Source organism: Cryobacterium cryoconiti (assembly GCF_004403065.1).
GTDB classification, from domain to species: Bacteria; Actinomycetota; Actinomycetes; order Actinomycetales; family Microbacteriaceae; genus Cryobacterium; species Cryobacterium cryoconiti.
In genome coordinates this window covers 54,584-71,710 of the sequence record NZ_SOHA01000028.1, presented here as the reverse complement: position 1 = coordinate 71,710, position 17,127 = coordinate 54,584, and the positions used below count along the sequence as shown (strand labels likewise).

At 67.1% G+C, this 17,127-nt stretch carries 15 protein-coding genes and 1 pseudogene; 3 read left to right on the top strand and 13 right to left on the bottom strand.

The window, feature by feature from the left end; genetic code table 11:
- Window positions 1-43: 43 nt before the first annotated feature.
- The 12 genes and pseudogenes from E3T49_RS09225 to rpsF all read right to left on the bottom strand — a co-directional run.
- Window positions 44-1,306, bottom strand: coding sequence for a Dyp-type peroxidase (locus tag E3T49_RS09225; RefSeq protein WP_134424635.1), 1,263 nt, complete (start codon window positions 1,304-1,306; stop codon window positions 44-46).
- The gene (locus tag E3T49_RS09220; protein WP_241972732.1) at window positions 1,306-1,848 is read right to left on the bottom strand and encodes a copper chaperone PCu(A)C; all 543 of its coding nucleotides are present in this window, start codon (window positions 1,846-1,848) and stop codon (window positions 1,306-1,308) included. The genes E3T49_RS09225 and E3T49_RS09220 overlap by 1 nt, the downstream gene beginning before the upstream one ends.
- Before the next feature lie 94 nt (window positions 1,849-1,942).
- Window positions 1,943-2,548: a copper resistance CopC family protein gene (locus E3T49_RS09215; RefSeq protein ID WP_134424634.1), complete on the bottom strand. Its 606-nt coding sequence runs from the start codon at window positions 2,546-2,548 to the stop codon at window positions 1,943-1,945.
- Between the two features lie 49 nt (window positions 2,549-2,597).
- Window positions 2,598-3,224, bottom strand: a complete 627-nt coding sequence (locus E3T49_RS09210) for a hypothetical protein (RefSeq protein ID WP_134424633.1) — start codon at window positions 3,222-3,224, stop codon at window positions 2,598-2,600.
- A 191-nt stretch (window positions 3,225-3,415) separates the two neighbouring features.
- On the bottom strand, window positions 3,416-4,789 hold the full coding sequence (locus tag E3T49_RS09205) for an NAD(P)(+) transhydrogenase (Re/Si-specific) subunit beta (protein ID WP_134424632.1): 1,374 nt from the start codon (window positions 4,787-4,789) through the stop codon (window positions 3,416-3,418).
- Window positions 4,786-5,109: an NAD(P) transhydrogenase subunit alpha part 2 gene (locus E3T49_RS09200; RefSeq protein WP_134424631.1), complete on the bottom strand. Its 324-nt coding sequence runs from the start codon at window positions 5,107-5,109 to the stop codon at window positions 4,786-4,788. Before E3T49_RS09200 ends, E3T49_RS09205 begins: the two co-directional genes overlap by 4 nt.
- Window positions 5,109-6,266, bottom strand: coding sequence for a Re/Si-specific NAD(P)(+) transhydrogenase subunit alpha (locus E3T49_RS09195; RefSeq protein WP_134424630.1), 1,158 nt, complete (start codon window positions 6,264-6,266; stop codon window positions 5,109-5,111). Before E3T49_RS09195 ends, E3T49_RS09200 begins: the two co-directional genes overlap by 1 nt.
- 134 nt (window positions 6,267-6,400) lie before the next feature.
- On the bottom strand, window positions 6,401-7,792 hold the full coding sequence (dnaB, locus tag E3T49_RS09190; protein WP_134364772.1) for a replicative DNA helicase: 1,392 nt from the start codon (window positions 7,790-7,792) through the stop codon (window positions 6,401-6,403).
- A gap of 439 nt (window positions 7,793-8,231) precedes the next feature.
- Window positions 8,232-8,681: a 50S ribosomal protein L9 gene (gene rplI, locus E3T49_RS09185; RefSeq protein ID WP_134364771.1), complete on the bottom strand. Its 450-nt coding sequence runs from the start codon at window positions 8,679-8,681 to the stop codon at window positions 8,232-8,234.
- Between the two features lie 8 nt (window positions 8,682-8,689).
- Window positions 8,690-8,953, bottom strand: coding sequence for a 30S ribosomal protein S18 (rpsR, locus tag E3T49_RS09180; RefSeq protein ID WP_035835236.1), 264 nt, complete (start codon window positions 8,951-8,953; stop codon window positions 8,690-8,692).
- A 55-nt stretch (window positions 8,954-9,008) separates the two neighbouring features.
- The gene (locus tag E3T49_RS09175) at window positions 9,009-9,512 is read right to left on the bottom strand and encodes a single-stranded DNA-binding protein (protein ID WP_134424629.1); all 504 of its coding nucleotides are present in this window, start codon (window positions 9,510-9,512) and stop codon (window positions 9,009-9,011) included.
- Between the two features lie 195 nt (window positions 9,513-9,707).
- Window positions 9,708-10,076: pseudogene (rpsF, locus tag E3T49_RS16805) on the bottom strand (30S ribosomal protein S6); the annotation flags it as partial.
- A 213-nt stretch (window positions 10,077-10,289) separates the two neighbouring features.
- Here rpsF and E3T49_RS16425 point away from each other — a divergent pair.
- A complete protein-coding gene (locus tag E3T49_RS16425) occupies window positions 10,290-11,351 on the top strand; it encodes a hypothetical protein (RefSeq protein ID WP_134424627.1) in 1,062 nt (353 codons plus the stop codon).
- Window positions 11,352-11,591: 240 nt separating this feature from the next.
- On the opposite strand, the gene E3T49_RS09160 is transcribed toward E3T49_RS16425, so the two are convergent.
- Window positions 11,592-13,022 (bottom strand): CCA tRNA nucleotidyltransferase, encoded by a 1,431-nt coding sequence (locus E3T49_RS09160; protein WP_134424626.1) that lies wholly within the window; start codon window positions 13,020-13,022, stop codon window positions 11,592-11,594.
- 155 nt (window positions 13,023-13,177) lie between these two features.
- On the opposite strand from E3T49_RS09160, the gene E3T49_RS09155 reads away from it, so the two are divergent.
- A complete protein-coding gene (locus E3T49_RS09155) occupies window positions 13,178-15,406 on the top strand; it encodes a DUF6049 family protein (RefSeq protein WP_134424625.1) in 2,229 nt (742 codons plus the stop codon).
- On the top strand, window positions 15,399-17,018 hold the full coding sequence (gene murJ / locus E3T49_RS09150; protein WP_134424624.1) for a murein biosynthesis integral membrane protein MurJ: 1,620 nt from the start codon (window positions 15,399-15,401) through the stop codon (window positions 17,016-17,018). The genes E3T49_RS09155 and murJ overlap by 8 nt, the downstream gene beginning before the upstream one ends.
- The last annotated feature ends 109 nt before the right edge of the window (window positions 17,019-17,127 follow it).

The following is a 17,127-nucleotide window of genomic DNA, read 5'->3' as shown; positions in this document are numbered from 1 at the left end:
GGCACGCCGAGGCTCCCGGCGGGGCCGGCGGCCCGCCGGGAGGTCAGAACAGGGTGTCGCCGATGTAGCCCTCCGGCGTGCATCCCGGCGGAATCGCGAACACCGCGGAGCCGATCGGAGTGGTCCACTGGTTCAGCAGGTCGAGGGTGTCGAGGCGCGTCTGGATGGGAACGAACTGCGCGTCGACATCCGTCTGGAAACATGCGAACAACAGTCCGGAGTTGGAGACACCGGTGCCCGAGGGTGCCTCGTCGTAGTTGTAGCCACGGCGATGGATGCGTTGGCTCCTGTCCTCGGATCGGGCTCGCCGCAGGTGGGAGAACTCGGGGATGACCGGGAAGCCGAGCGACGTTTTCGCCTCGAAGTCGGGTTCGTCGCGCTCTTTCGTTCCCGTCAACGGTGCCCCGTTGGCCAGGGTGCGACCCATCGTGGACTCGCGGCCCGACCGGTCGAGCCCGTCCCACTTGTCGAGGTCCATGCTGATTCGCCGCAAGACGAAGCCCGTTCCCCCCGCCAGCCAACCGGGGTTGTTCGCCTGACCCCAGACCAGGGCGTCGAAGTCCGCGGTGCCGACCACGGGGTTCGCGGTGCCGTCCACCTGACCGAACAGGTTGCGCATGGTGGTGCCGGGCTTCTCCGAACCGGCGGCACGACGAAAGCCGGACTGCACCCAGCGCACCGCCGCGAAGGAGCGCAGGTCCTTGAGCAGCATCCGGGTGGCGTGGGCGACCGTCAGAGGGTCGTCGGCGGCGATCTGCAGCAGGAGGTCGCCGTCGCTCCACTCCGGTTGGAGCCGGTCGATCGTGAACGGGGGCAGCGGCCGCAACCAGCCGGGCGCCTCACCCCCGGCGATGGCGACGAGGCCGGGCCCGAAACCGAAGGTCACGGTCAGTCGCGCTGGAACGACAGCAAGCTCCGGCTCGGAATCGGCCAGGGCAGCCTCACCCTGGGTGAGTCGGGCCGCGTCATCGGTCAGGATGCGCATCATGCGCCGAAGCGCCGCCCGGTCGACCCCGGGAAGCAGGTTGAGGGCCACGAACGTGGCCCTCGCCTGCGGCTCCGTGTCGACGCCGGCCTGGTGCAGACCGAAGAACGGTACGGTCGCTGTTCCGCTGAAGAGCGGAACCGCGGGCGCCGCCGAGCCACCACGCCCGGCCTTGGCGACGAGGTCGACGCCGATGGCGCCGGCGGCACCGATCCCGGCGGCGGCACCGCCCAGAAGAAGGTGCCGCCGGCTGAGCCGACGGCCCGGGTGGGCCGTCGGCTCAGTCTGGTCAGGCTGGTCGTTCGTCGGTTCGGAACTCACTAGTTGTCGGTGTCCATATCCATCTCGGTGTCGCCCTCGTACGTCTCGTTGGCGCCCGTGTAGTCCTTCACCGGGGCGGTGAACTCGAGGCTCGATCCGTCGTCGAGAGTCAGTGTCACGGTGGCCTCCTCGCCGGCGGTCAACGGGCCGGTGAGCCCCATCAGCATGATGTGGCTCGCGCCGGGAGCGAGCTCAACCGAGCCGCCGGCCGGAACCACGAAGCCGCCCTGCTTCTCCTGCATGACCATGTCTCCGGCGTCATTGCTGACCGTCTCATGTAGTTCGATCATGGAGGCCGCAGAAGTCTCGGCCGAGACGATGGTCACGTCGGCCGTGCCGGCGTTCTCGAGCAGGCCGAAGGCTCCGGTCATGCCGGATTCGGAGGCCTTGACCCAGGCATCCGTCATCGTCAGGGTGTCGGCGGCGGTCTTGGCCTCGGCGGTCGCCGCAGGCGTCTCGGCCGCGCCGGCGCAGCCCGAGAGGGCGAGCATCAGAACGGCGGCGGCAACGGCGAGGCGGGTGGGAGCAGTGTTGAGCTTCAAGGGGAATTCTCCTGGTTCAGGTTCGTTGGGAATGGCACAGTGTGGTGCCTCAGGTGCTTCGGGTTTTTCTGGTGCTTCAGGTGCTTCAGGTTTTTCAGGGGTTGCGGTGGCGCTTGGCTCTCCACAGCGTGAACAGTGCGAAGACGGCGAGCCCGCCCAGGGCGCCGATGAGGCCCACCACAGCCAGGGGCAGTCCGGTTCCGGCGCCCGACTCGGCGTCGTCGCCCGAGACAGCAGGTTCCTCGCCGGCGTCGTCGTCGTGTGACGGTTCCGACGTCGCTGCACCCGAGCCGGCTTCGGGCAGAACCGCGTCACCGACGGCGAAGGCGAAGGCCCCCGACACCGGATGCCCATCGGCCGAGACGACCCGCCAGCGCACCTGGTAGGCGCCGTCGGGCATCCCGGGCTCCACAGCCTGCGTGGCTTGAGCCCCGTCGAGGCCCATTTCGCCCTCGGCCCAGTTCCGCTCTTCGTCGTCGACGACCATCACGATGGCGCCGAGCTCGAGGATCTCGTCCGTGAAGGTGATGGTGATCGCCGACGGAGCGGTGTCGACGTGCTCGCCGTCAGCCGGGAGCGTCGACTGCACCTGATCGTGCGCGTACGCCGCCGGAGCCATCGGGCCGAGGACGGCCAGCGCGATCACGGTCAGGGTTAGCAGAAGGCCCGTTGCCGGGCGTCGCAGAAGGGCATGGGTCATCGAAGTACTCCGGTTCGTGGAGGTGCTGCAGCGTCGAGTGGGTCGGGAGTCAGTGCGTCAGGGCGCAGAGCGGTGGACCACGACGGAGCACACTCGAGAGCAGCACGCCAAGATCGGCGGGTACGAAGACCCGGCCGAAGACCGGGCGCGAGGCCGCGGCATCCGCTGCGATCGAGACGGGGGCGACGCGGTCGATCACAACCGCGACGAGACGGTTCGCAGTCTCCTCGAGCAGTGCCCAGAAGGTCTTCTCCCCGCGGTGGAGGGCCGCGATCGTGACGATGGCGGCCAGGGTGTGTGCAACCCACATCCAGCTCGTGCCGGGCATCGCGGCGGCCATGGACACCAGCGGCAGAGCCGCCGCATCGGTGATCTCGGGCAGGCCCGCGCCGTGGTGATGGGACGAACCCGTCATGACGACGCTCGACGCCCCGCCGAGGCCGAACAGAGCGTGCAGCAGCAGCTGACTGACCCCGACGGAGAGGGAGAGGCGGAACAGGGACAGGCTCTTGCCGGCCAGGAGCACCGACGCGACCCCCGCGAACGCGAGGGCCAGGACCACGCTGAGCGGCCCGGGGGCACTGCCGCCGGCAGCAACGTGCGAGAGGGCGGCGACGAAGATGGCGACGGATGCCGTGAGCCAGCCGCGAACGAATCGCGCCCACCTGCTCGCCATGGCTTCTCCCTCGGAATGCCCGGTTGGATTTCTTCCGTGACGACACCCTACCGCGCAGACCTGAGCGCCCGGACAGGCCAGGGTCACGCCCCGGGCCGGAGGCGAACACCGCCGGGCCTGGACCGAGCCGGCCCGGTCAGAGCCGGCCCGGTCAGAGCCGGTCAGAGCAGGCCCGGTCAGAGCAGGCCCGGTCAGAGCGCGTTGACCGCGCCCAGCACCTTCGTCAGGGAGTCCTTGGCGTCGCCGAACAGCAGCGTCGTCTTCGGGTCGTAGAGCAGCTCGTTCTCGATGCCGGCGAAACCGGGACGCATCGACCGCTTGAGGAAGACAACCTGCCGGGCCTCACCGACGTCGAGGATCGGCATGCCGTAGATCGGCGAGCCGGGCGACGTTTTCGCGGCCGGGTTGACCACGTCGTTGGCACCGACGACGAGGGCGATATCCGTGTTCTTGAATTCGGGGTTGACCTCGGCCATCTCCTTCAACGCCTCGTAGGGCACATTGGCCTCGGCGAGAAGCACGTTCATGTGCCCGGGCATCCGGCCGGCCACCGGGTGGATGGCGAAGACGACCTCGACGCCGCGGGCCTCGAGGGTGGTGGCCAGTTCAGCGATGGTGTGCTGGCCCTGCGCCACGGCGAGGCCGTAACCGGGCACGATGACGACGCGCTGGGCGTAGTTCAGCAGCACCGCAACGTCTTCCGGGTTGGAGCTGCGCACGGGCCGGTCGCTCTGCGTAGTCGAGCCGGCCGTGGATCCGCCCTTGAACGCCCCGAACAGGATCCCGCTGACGCCTCGGCCCATGGCGGATGCCATCGCGCGGGTCAGGATCGTGCCGCTGGCGCCCACGAGGGTGCCGGCCACGACGAGGAGCAGGTTGCCGAGCACGATACCGGAGGCCGCGACGGCCAGCCCGGTGAAGGCGTTGAGCAGGGAGATCACGATGGGAACGTCGGCGCCGCCGACGGGGAGCACGAGCAGCGCGCCGACGAGGAGGCCCAGCACCAGGAGGGCGATGGCCCAGCCGGCCGCACCGGTGGCGACGACGAAGCCTCCGGCGACGAGGGCGGCCAGCACCACGCCGCCCATCACGATCGCGAGGCCGGGGAAGATGAGCGGACGTGAACTGATCAGACCCTGCAGCTTGCCGACGGTGACGGCGGAACCGGAGAACGAAACCGCGCCGACGAGCATGGTGAAGACGACTGCGACCTTGCTCCACGGGCTCTCGCTGCTGTGGAGTTCCAGCACGGCGACCAGCGCGGCGGCGGCGCCGCCGACGCCGTTGAAGAGCGCGACGAGCTGGGGCATCTGGGTCATCTCCACCCGCCGGGAGATCGGCGCGGCGATCGCCGACCCCACCGCGATGGCGATCAGGATGAACGGGATGTTCTCGATCCGGGCGGAGAGGAAGACGGTGACCACGGCCAGCAGCGCGCCCGCGGCCCCGATCAGGTTGCCGCGGCGGGCGGTCTTCGGCGAGGACAGTCCGCGCAGGGCGAGAATGAAGCAGACCGCGGCGATCAGGTAGAGCAGGCCGGTCCACTCGGGGCTGAGCAGGCTCATTTCGTCGTGTCCTTCGGGTCGTTCTTCGTATCGACGCCGGCCGGCTTGCGGGGGGCGAACATCTGGAGCATCCGGTCGGTGACGACGAAGCCGCCGACGAGGTTCGCGGTGGCCATCACCACGGCGAGCAGGGCGACGGCGAGCAGCCACGGTTCCAGGGATTGCCCGGCGACGATGATGGCACCGATCAGGATGATGCCGTGGATGGCGTTCGCGCCGCTCATCAGCGGCGTGTGCAGCGTGCTCGAGACCTTCGAGACGACCTCGAAGCCGACGAAGACCGCCAGCACGACGACGGTCAGCAGGGTGATCGGATCCATCAGTTCTCTCCTGTCACGGCTGCGGCTACGGCGGCGGCCGTCGGTTCGTGCCGAATCGTGCCGTCATGGGTCAGGCAGGCGCCGGCAACCACCTCATCGGTGAAGTCCGGCGTCACGGCACCGTCGGCGGTCATCAAGGCGAGCAGGTTGGCCACGTTCTTGGCGAAGAGGCGGGAGGCATCCGCCGGCATGGTGGACGGGGCATCCTGCATGCCGACCAGTGTCACGAAGCCGTCGCCGGCGCTCGTGGGCACCTGGGTGTCCTGCCCGGTGAGAACACCCTCGACGTTCCCGCCGGTTTCGGCGGCGAGGTCGATCACGACCGAACCGGGGCGCATCGCGGTCACCATGTCGTGCGTGACGAGCAACGGGGCGGCGCGGCCGGGGATGGCCGCCGTGGTGATCATCACGTCGGCGGCGGCGACGTAGGGCGCCAGCAGCTCGCGCTGGCGCACGGCACGGTCCTCGCTCAGTTCGCGGGCGTAGCCGCCCGCGCCCTCGACGGCGTCCAGGTCGAGGTTCACGAAGGTTCCGCCCATCGAGGTCACCTCGTCGGCGGATGCCGGGCGCACGTCGTAGGCGGAGACCCGGGCGCCGAGCCGCTTGGCCGTGGCAATGGCCTGCAGTCCGGCGACGCCGGCGCCGAGCACGAGCACGCGGGCCGGCGGAATCGTGCCGGCGGCGGTCATGTAGAGCGGGAAGAACCGGGGGAAGCGGATGGCTGCCTCCAGCACCACGCGGTACCCGGAGACCAGGGACTGGGAGGTGAGGGCGTCCATCGACTGGGCGCGCGAGATGCGGGGAACCAGCTCGAGGGCGAAGGCCGTCACCCCGGACGCGGCGAGGGCGGCGACGGTGGCCAGCTCGGAGGCGGGCGACGCCAGGCCGAGCGTGACGGTGCCGGGCCGCAGAGTGCCGGCGAACTCAGGGGTCAACGGACGCACGTGGCAGAAGATCTCGACGTCGCCCGGGGTGAGGAGCGGCACAACTGTCGCGCCGGCATCCGTGTACGAGGTATCGGAGTGTCCGGACTCCGTTCCCGCCCCGGCCTCGACCAGCACTCCGAGTCCGAGTGCCGTGAGCTGGGTTACCGTCTCCGGAGTCGCCGCGACGCGGCGCTCACCCCGCAGGCGTTCTCGTGCGATTCCGACTCTCACGCGCATGTCTCCTTCGTGGCGGCCACGAAGGAGAGAACGGACCGATCCGAACGCTTGCGCGGCACTTTCAGCCCCAGTCGTAGCGTAGTGGGGTTCGGGTGCCGTCCGGAGAATATGACCGGTGCGGTTCGGCGCTACGCGCCCGGCACCATGTCTGCGAAGCGTGAGTAGTGGCCGTGGAAGGCGACCGTGACGGTGCGGGTGGGGCCGTTACGGTGCTTGGCGACGATGAGGTCGGCCTCCCCTGCTCGCGGGTTGTCTTTCTCGTACGCGCTCTCACGGTGCAGCAGGATGACCATGTCGGCGTCCTGCTCGAGGGAACCGGATTCACGCAGGTCGGAGATGGCCGGCATCTTGTCGGCGCGCTGCTCGGGACCACGGTTCAGCTGGGAGAGGGCGATCACGGGAACCTGGAGTTCCTTGGCCATCAGCTTCAATGCCCGGGAGAACTCGCTGACCTCCTGCTGGCGCGATTCGACCTTCTTGCCCGAGGTCATCAGCTGCAGATAGTCGATGATGACCATCTTGAGGCCCACTCGCTGCTTCAGTCGGCGGCACTTGGCCCGGATCTCGACGAGGGTCATGTTGGGGCTGTCGTCGATGTAGAGCGGCGCGTCGTTGATACGGCCGCGGGTGGCCGCGATGGTGGTCCAGTCGCGAGCGTCGACGGCACCCTTGCGCATGCTCTGCAGGGGCACGGATGCCTCGGCCGCCAGCAGACGCATCGCGATTTCGCTGCGACCCATTTCCAGGGAGAAGAAGATGCTGGGCATGTCGTGCTTGATCGACGCCGCGCGGGCGAAGTCGAGGGCCAGGGTGGACTTACCCAGAGCCGGACGAGCTGCCACGATGATGAGCTGGCCGGGATGGAAACCGTTGGTGAGCTCGTCCATGTCGGCGAAGCCGGTGGGAACGCCGGTCATCTGGCCGTCTTTGAGTTTCGCGGCCTCGATCTCCTCGATCGCCGCCGTGACGGCGTCCGTCAGAGGAACGTAGTCCTCGGTTTCGGTGCCGCCGGTGACCGCATAGATCTCGGCCTGGGCGGTGTTCACCAGGTCGAGCACCTCGCCCTCGCCCGAGTAGCCCATCTGGGCGATGCGGGTGCCGGCCTCGACCAGACGGCGGAGCAGGGCCCGCTCGGCGACGATGGAGGAGTAGAAACCGGCGTTGGCGGCGGTCGGTACCAGGCTCGTGAGCGTGTGCAGGTAGTCGGCACCGCCCGCGCGGGACAGCTCGCCGAGTTTGGTGAGTTCGTCGGTGACGGCGATGACGTCGGTGGGCTCACCCTGGGCGTACAGCGACAGGATCGCGTCGAAGATGATCTCGTGCTTGGGAATGTAGAAGTCGGCGGCCCGCACGGTCTCGACGACGTCGGCGACGGCATCCTTGCTCAGCATCATTCCGCCGAGCGCGCTCTGCTCAGCCAGGAGGTCGTGCGGAAGGGTGCGCTCGGTGTGCCGGGGCTCCAGTCCGCCGCGCCCGTCGGCCCCGCGCTTGTCGGCCAGACCCAAGTGAGCGATCGACACTTGTGCCTCCTTTTTCCTCGTGGTGCAGTTCTATCAGGACCCTCCGACATCGCTGCCTCAGCCCTGTGCACACCTCGATTGTGGCCGCCTGCCCACACTACGGACCTCGCTCGACGGACTCCAAAACGGGCTGTGGATAAGCCTGTGGAGAATCTGGGCGAAACGCCGCGTGTCTTGTGCACAACCTGTGCACTCGACTGTGGAGAACTTAAGTTTTTTGACTCATAAAATGCTTTTGATCAGGTATAAAAACTATTCACAGCAGTGTGTGGAAAGTAATCTAAACAAGCCGTTGAAGCTTGGTGTGCTGTGGGGGAAGCTGTGCACAAACCCTCATTTTCAGGATCTGAAATCACCCCTGAACAGGGTGAGCGGAACTCCTTAAACGGGTGTAGCGGCGGACTCCAAACGGAGTCCGCCGCTACACCTGCGATCTGTCTTACTTTGCGGCTACCACCAGCAGTGTGATGGTCGCGCTCAGCTCGTCACGAAGACGAACCGTCGCCTGGTGCTCGCCCGTCATCTTGATCGGGCTGAGCTCGATCTTGCGCTTGTCGATTGCACCGAGCCCTGCGGCGGCGACTGCCTCCGCAACGTCCGTGGTCTTGACGGAGCCGAAGAGGCGTCCGCCTTCGCCGGCCTTGACGACCAGCTTGACCTTGGCGTTCTCGAGTGCAGCCTTGAGGGCCTGCGCCTCTTCGAGGGTGGCGTGCTCGCGGGCTACGCGGGCGGCCTTGATCTGCTGAATCTGCTTCTCGCCACCGCGGGTCCAGGAAACAGCGAAACCCTGCGGGTAGAGGTAGTTGCGGGCGTACCCGTTCTTGACCTCGACGATGTCACCGGGTGCACCGAGGCCGGAGACCTCGTGCGTCAGAATGATTTTTGACATGAGGTGTCCTACCTGCCTGAACCGGCGTAGGGCAGCAGCGCCATTTCGCGAGCGTTCTTGACGGCGCGGGCGATGAGACGCTGCTCCTGAACGGAAACACCGGTGATGCGACGGGCGCGGATCTTTCCACGCTCGGAGATGAACTTGCGGAGGGTGGGGACATCCTTGTAATCGATGACACCAACCCGGATCGACTTCGCGGGAGCGGCGTTCTTGCCACCCTTAGCTCCGCGGAGCGGCTTGCGGCGGTCGCCGCTCGACTTTCCAGCCATGATTTCCTTACTTTCTTAAGAAGTGTTTTTCAGCCAGGAACCTGAAAGGTCCGGCTTAGAAGGGTGTCTCGTCGCTGAAGTTTCCCGGAGTGTTCCAGACGTCTCCACCGGTGTTCGCGGCGGGGGCACTGGCAGCCCAGGGCTCGTCGTTCGACGCAACGGCAGGTGCGCCGCCGCTGCGAGGACCCGACGATGACTGCGCTCGAGTGAGCTGAGCGGTGGCGTATTTCAGCGAAGGACCGATTTCATCGATCTCGAGCTCCATGCTCGTACGCTTCTCGCCTTCCTTCGTCTCATACGAACGCTGCTTGAGACGCCCGGTAGCGATGACACGGGTACCCTTGGTCAGCGAACCGGCCACGTGTTCGGCGAATTCACGCCAAACGCTCGCGCGCAGGAAGAGCGACTCGCCATCTTTCCACTCACTCGTTGCGCGATCGAAATTGCGCGGAGTGGATGCGATGGTGAAGTTGGCAACCGCCAGCCCGTTCTGCGTGTAACGCAGCTCCGGATCGCTGGTGAGGTTGCCCACCACGGTAATTACGGTCTCGCCGGCCATGGGCTACTTGTCGCTTGCCTTGTCGGCGGACTCGGCCGCGACGGGAGCTGCAGCTTCTGCCGTGGCAGGAGCGTCGGCAACCGGGGCGTCGGCCTTGGCCGGAGCAGCCTTGACCGCAGCGGCAGCAACTGCCGAAGCGGGCTTTGCAGACGCGGCGACCTTGGCGGTCGGAGCGGCGGCGGCGGCTTCAGCCTTCGCAGCGATTACCTTCGGGTTGGCTGCCTTGCGGGCGGCCTTCTCGGCGGCAAGCTTGCTTGCGACGGCAACCTGGGCAATGCCTTCTTCTGCGCGAAGAACCTTGGTGCGCATGACGGCTTCCGACAGCTTCAGCTGGCGGTCGAGCTCGGCCGTGGCAGAAGCGTTCGCGGTGAAGTCGACAACGGCGTAGATGCCTTCGGACTTCTTGTTGATCTCGTATGCGAGACGGCGGCGACCCCAAACGTCAACCTTGTCAATGGTTCCACCATCGTTGCGAACAACGTTGAGGAACTTGTCAAGGCTGGGAGCTACGGTGCGCTCATCGATCTCGGGATCGAGGATAACCATCAACTCGTACTGATGCATGACTAACCCACCTCCTTCGGACTAAACGGCTGCAGAATCTCTGCAACAGGAGGGTTGTGCATGTGTTGAACGCGGAGGCCGGGAATCCGGCGCACAGACAACCTGCCAAGACTACCGGAAGCGACGGCCCTCCGCCACCGCCTCCGTCCACTCACTGGTTTGGCGCTCTTGTCGACGCGGAGGCCGTCAGCGTTATCGCGAGAATCGCCGAATGTGCCGATCATCGTCGTCCTATCGGCGATTCTGGGTCCGAATGGCGACATTCACTTCTCCCACGGGGCGTTTACCTGGTTCGGGACGCAGCCCAGCTGCGAGAAGAAGGCGTCGCAGGCTCTCCCGGCGCAGCGCTTCCGCCCAGATCCAGCGCGCCATTCCGTGCCCGGTGCCGCGGAGCCGGTCCTCACGGAGCTTTTCCGACCAGACGACCTCCTCAATGGTTCGCCCGTTCATGAAGTCGTCCCGCGTGTATTTGACTTTGCCGTCGAATTCGCCGAGGAGGCGAAGCGTGCGGGTCTCCTGCTTCTGAACCCACCGGAAGTCCGTGATGTCTTCCTGCCCGTCGCCGTGCACGAAGGACACTTGAAGTTCAGGGGGCGGGAATCCGCACAGATGAATCTGTCCGCGGCTGAGAGACTCGCCCACCGAACCGGAACGATCATCACAGAAGACAATGGCGATCCGAGCGGCGCGTGCCCCACGCGTGGGTCCGTCGGAGTCGAGTCGATCAATCAGGATGTCGCGGTCGATTCCGCACGCAGCCGCGCCATTCGGCAGGGTGAACCGAGGTTTCATTCCGTAGTCGAGGGCGGCGACTGCCGACAGGAATCCTCTTGTTCGCGCACTGTCGATCAGGGTGCGCAGCAGACTCGTGACAAGCATCCCGTCGATCTCGACGACATCCTCGTCGGGGAGTCGGTCGTGGTGCCAGGTGACCCCGTTCTTCGAGTGCACGCCACTTCTGCCGGCCGCCATGAGGTGCACCTCGTCGGGCCATCGACCGATGACGGGCAGACCCCACAGAACAGCAGCCGATTCGTGGGAGTAGACGGGGCGAGTCTTTCTGGTGGCCCCCACAGCGCGCATACGCAGAAAGTACCGATCGCGATCACTGATCGTTTCCCAGCCGGTTGCGTCGACGGCAACGCCACGCCGCAGGCGAACGGCTTGACCGGAGCGGACCAGCCGCTGAACGGGGGCGCCCATCACTGCCAAGAAGCCGAGCGTCACGTCCGAGGTGCAGCGGCCGCCAGTCATGTGGGGAGTCAGGATTCATAGCCCCATGCTGTTGTGCGACTCAGTGGCTTCGACCGCACTGGGGGATCCTGGGGGAAGGATGGACTGCGGAGGCCCTGTGGAGGGATAGTCGAACATCCGCTCGCGAAGTGCCGTTGGTTCTCGACTATCGCTGGTTCAACCGAAAGTCGCCGCCCGCGCGGCTACTCTCGGCACAAACGGCGAGCCTCGGCGACGGGCGAAGGGGATGTCTGTGCGGCGGCGGCAGCGGCAGCGAGGGCGCTACTGCGCGCGCTCGGCCCACCAGGCGCTCAGGCGACGGGTGGCTTCTTCCTCACCGAGCGGGCCGTCGTCCAGGCGTTGCTCGAGCAGGTAGCGGTAAGCCTCACCGACCTCGCGGCCGGGACGCACGCCGAGCACGGCCATGATCTGCTCCCCGTCCAGGTCGGGACGCACGGCCGCCATCTCCTCCTGCTCATTCAGCTCGTGGATGCGGTGTTCCAGATCGTCATAGGCGAAGCCGAGACGGTCGGCCTTGCGACGGTTGCGGGTGGTCACGTCTGCACGGGTCAGGATGTGCAGCCGCTCGATCTGGTCCCCGGCATCGCGCACGTACCGGCGCACCGCGGAGTCGGTCCAGGCACCCTCGGTATAGCCGAAGAAGCGCAGGTGCAGCTCGATCAGACGCGCGACCGCCGCGATGGTGTCGTTATCGAAGCGCAGCGCACGCAGGCGCTTCTTGGCCAGCTTCGCTCCGACCAGGTCGTGGTGGTAGAAACTGACCACGCCACCCGGCTCGAGTTTGCGGGTCGCCGGCTTTCCAATGTCATGCAGGAGAGCCGCAAGGCGCACGATCAGGTCCGGGCCGTCGAAGTTGCCACGGGATGTCTCATAGCCGATGGCCTGGTCGAGAACGGTCAGCGTGTGCTGGTAGACGTCCTTATGGTGGTGGTGCTCGTCGACCTCGAGCCGCAATGCGGGAATCTCCGGCATCACCAGCGCACACAGCCCCGAGTCCACCAGCAGTTCGACGCCGGCGTGCGGGTTGTCCGCCGTCAGCAGCTTCGTAAGCTCCTCGCCGATGCGTTCGGCCGAGATGTTACGGATGCGGTCCGCCATCGCTTCCATCGCCACCGCGGTGTCTACGTTTAGGGAGAATCCCAGCTGGGCCGTGAACCGGGCTGCCCGCATCATGCGCAACGGGTCGTCGCCGAACGAGATCTCCGGGGAGATCGGGGTGCGCAGAACGCCGGCCAGCAGATCGTCGATGCCATTCGCGGGATCAACCAGGGTGAGCCCCGGCAGGCGCAGGGCGAGCGCGTTGACCGTGAAGTCGCGGCGCAGGAGGTCGTCCTCGAGGCGGTGCCCGAAGACCACCTCGGGCTTGCGGGTCTGACCGTCGTAGCTGTCGGACCGGTAGGTCGTGATCTCCACCTTCTCGCCGGAGATCTGCGCGCCGATGGTGCCGAACGCCCGGCCGATGTCCCAGTGGGCGTCCGAGATCGGCTTCACGATCTTCAGGATCTGGTCCGGTGTGGCATCCGTCGTGAAATCGAGGTCATTGATCGGCCGATCCAGGAAGGCGTCGCGCACCGGGCCGCCGACCAGGGCCAGCTCGTGGCCGGCGTTCGCGAAGGCCGTGGCCAGTCGGGAAACCGTGGGGGTGGCAGCCAGGTCGCCCAGCCGCTTGAGGGCTGTCGCAACGCTCTGCATGCCCCCATATTAGTTGCTGGAGGGGCGCCGACCGCCCGGCGCAGCGTCATCCCACCCGTGTAAGCCGTAGAATCCCCTACATGGTGGCCGTGTCTGTACCTCAGCATCGGCCCGCGCTCCCCGGATCGAGGCGGGGCCTCAGGGGACGCCCACGGATGCCGTTGGGCGTCGTTCTGGCCGGCCTGCTGGCAGGGGTGCTCCCGCTCGCGATCGGCCTGCCCGCATCCGCCGAGATGCCTGCACCGGCCGCGCAGTCCGCGCAAACCGCGCAAACCGCGCAAACCGCGCAGGTCGCCGCAGCCACGTCGGCCAACGAGGTCAGTATCACGGTGGCACCCACCACGATGCAGCCGCTGAAGGCCGACCAGGACCTCACGGTCACCGTCACGATCGACAATGCGACGCCCGACACCATCGCTCCGGGAACCATCGACCTCTACCTCGCGGAGCGCGCGCTCATCAGCCGCACCGCCCTCAACTCCTGGCTGAGCCCGGAGTCGTCGGTCACATCCGGCGACCTCATGCTGAGCCGGCCGGTGACGGCGTCCATCCAGCCGGACAGCGTCGAGAGTTTCACGCTGACCGTGCCGGCGGATTCCGTCGGCCTCACCAGCGGCAACGCCTGGGGTGCCCGCGGCATCGCCGCCACCCTCACCACCGGCGACACTGTCCGCGCCGAGGGCCGCGGCACCTTCGTCTGGTATTCGGATGAGGAGGTCACCCCGGTCAATCTGGCGGTGATCATGCCGATCACCGTTCCCGCTCAGTCCACCGGACTGATCACCTCGAACGCGCTCGAGACCTACACCTCGCCGTCCGGCGTGCTCAGCCGCCAGCTCGACGGCGTCGCCGGGAAACCGGTCACGATCGCGATCGACCCGATGATCATCGTTTCCATCCGTATTCTCGGCTCCGCCGCGCCGCCCAGCGCGATCGCGTGGCTGGCCCGGCTCGACCAGGCGCCGAACGATATATTCCCTCTCAGCTATGCGGATGCGGATCTGTCCCTGCAGGCCCAGGCCGGCGCGGCAACACTTCTCACGCCGACCTCCTTCGACCAGGCCATCGACCCCGCGCTGTTCACCGCGACGGACCAGAACCTGCCGCCCATTGAGTCCACTGACGCCCCCCAACCGGCTGAGACGCCCGCGGACGCGGCCACGGACTCGCCCGCCTCCACGGAACAGCCGGCACCTCCGGTCGACGGCACGCCGCCGACCATGGAGGAGTTGCTCGCCTGGGAATACAGCGCCACCGACATCGGCTGGCCCGCCGAGGGCGACGTGGCCGCAAGCGACCTTGACGTGTTCACGGCCGGCGGCCTCACCACCACCATCCTGGGCGGTGCGAACGCCTCGGGGGCCGCCAGCGACTTCACCCCCGACTCCGCCGTGGATCTCGGCACCGGCAATGGTCAGGGCCTGGTGATCGACGACGACATCGCCGACGCACTGCGCGCCGCAGCGATGGCGACCACGGATGACGCGTGGCGCAAGGCCATGGCGGAGGTCAGCTCGCAGCTGGCGGTGGTCTCCGCAGAGCGGCCCGGAACGGCCCGCACCCTCCTGGCCACCTTCGATCGTGGCTGGCCGCCGAACGCCAACCGACTCGACCAGACCATCGATGCTCTGTCCACCCTCCTCTGGTACGCGCCGTCCACCCTGCCGCAGGTGCGGGCATCCGCCCCCGCCGACGAGGTCACCTTCGACAGCCTGGCCGAACCCGCAAACCGTGTGGACCAGGCCACCCGACTCCTCGAGCGGGAGGCCGACGTTCTCGCCTTCTCCGCGGCGCTGTCCAACCCGGTGTTCGTCACCGGGGCCCAGCGCCTCGACCTGATGGCCCTCCTGTCCAACGCCTGGGCCGCGCACGACAAGACCTGGTCGGATGCCGTCGGCACCAGTCTCGCGGCGTCCTCGGAGCTCCTGGGCTCCATCACGGTGGCGACCAAGGGGCCGATCAACGTGGTGGGCAGCCAGGTGGACATCCCGGTGACCCTGGACAATGCCCTGAACCAGGCCGTGACCGTCATGGTGCAGGTCGTTCCGTCGAACGGACGACTACTGGTCGGCGACGCCGTCGAATCCACCATCGAAGCGCAGTCCGCGCGCACCGTGACCATCCCCGTGACGGCGGCCGTGGGCAACGGCGCCGTCACCCTGCGCGTGACTCTGCTGACGCCGACGGGATCAGTCATCCAGGACGCATCCCTGATTCCGATCAACGTTCGCGCGGATTGGGAGGGTCTCGGAGCCCTGCTGTTCGCGGCATTCGTGGTCTTGTTCTTCGGCTTCGGCGTGTGGCGCAACATTCTGCGACGACGCCGGGAACTCGCCAACCTCGAGCCCACCGACACTGCATCACCGACGGAGTCCCGTGCCTAAGACCGACAGCATCGGCCGGGCGAGCGCGTTCCTCGCCTCCGGAACGATCGTTTCCCGCATCCTCGGCTTTGTGAAACTGATCGTGCTGGCCGGGGTGATCGGCCAGGTCGGCCAGAGCACCAACGCCTTCGCCGTCGCGAACCAGCTCCCCAACACCATCTATGTCATCGTGGCCGGCGGGGTCCTGACGGCCGTCCTGGTGCCCCAGATCGTGCGTGCCAGCCTGCACGACGACGGCGGCACGGCCTATATCAACAAACTCCTCACGCTGGCCCTGGTCATCCTCGCCGCGACGACCATCGCAGCCACCGCCCTCGCTCCCGTGCTGACGCTGCTCTACGGGTCGAACATGAAGCCGGAATCGTTGGCTCTGGCAACGGCGTTCGCCTTCTGGTGCCTGCCGCAGATCTTCTTCTACGGCCTTTACACGGTCCTGGGTGAGGTGCTCAACGCTCGCAAGTCATTCGGCCCGTTCACCTGGGTTCCCGTGCTCAACAACGTCGTGGCCATCGCCGGTCTGGTCATCTTCTCCGCGCTCTACGGGGCCGACCCGAACGGTGCCCGACTGGCCACCGAGTTCACGCCCGCCATGATCGCGGTCCTGGCCGGGAGTGCCACACTCGGGGTCGTGCTCCAGGCGGTCGTGCTGTTCTACTTCTGGCACCGCATCGGCCTGCGCTTCCGGCTCGACTTCCGATTCCGCGGCGTCGGTCTCGGCGTGGCCGGCCGCATGGCGAGCTGGACCTTCGGGATGCTTCTTCTGACCACCCTGGCCGGGATCGTTGAGACCCGGGTGGTGACTCTCGCCGGCGACTCCGACGCTTCGGTCGCGGCGCTCAACACCGCCTGGCTCATCTTCATGCTCCCGCATTCGGTGATCACGGTCTCGGTCGCCACCGCCTACTTCACCCGCATGAGCGAGCACGCCTCGGTGGGCAAGGTGGACCTGGTGAGAACGGATGCCTCCTCCGCCATCCGGGGAACCACCCTGATCATCATGCTAGCCTCCGCCGTCATCGCCGTCTGCGCCTATCCGTTCGCACGGGTCTTCGTCTCCCCGTACGACCAGGTGCAGAGCATCGGAAACGTCATCATCGCCTATGTCCTCGGCCTGGTCGCGTTCTGCATCCTGTTCGTCGTGCAGCGCACCTTCTACGCTCTCGGCGATACCCGGACGCCGTTCTTCTTCACCCTGTTCCAGGTGACCCTGGTCATCATCGGCGTGCTCGCCTGTGCGCTCCTGCCCAGCGCCTGGATCGCCGCCGGCGTCGCCCTCACGGTCACCGTCTCCGGCGTGGCCCAGGCTGTGCTGGCCGCCTGGCTGCTCCGCGGGCGTCTGGGCGGCCTCGACGGGCGGCGCATCCTGCGCAGCCTCGTCAAGTACGCGGTGGCCGCCGTGCCCGCAATCCTGGCCGGTCTCCTGCTCCTGCTCCTGCTCGGCGGCACCGAGGAAGCCGGGTTCGCCCTGTCCGGGAAGCTCGCGGCCGTCGTGTCCATGATCGTGATCGGACTGGTCATGTCCGCCGTCTACTTCGGGCTGCTGCTGCTCATGCGCACCAGCGAGCTTCGGGGCTTCGTCGACCCGCTGGTCGACCGCATCCGTCGCCGCTGATCCGCTGCACGACCGATCGGTCGACGGCCGGCCGGGTGACCGGCGCTCAGGAGCCTCGGAATAGCATCCGATTAGGATGTGTTGTATCCGGCAGCGAGGCAATTGAGAT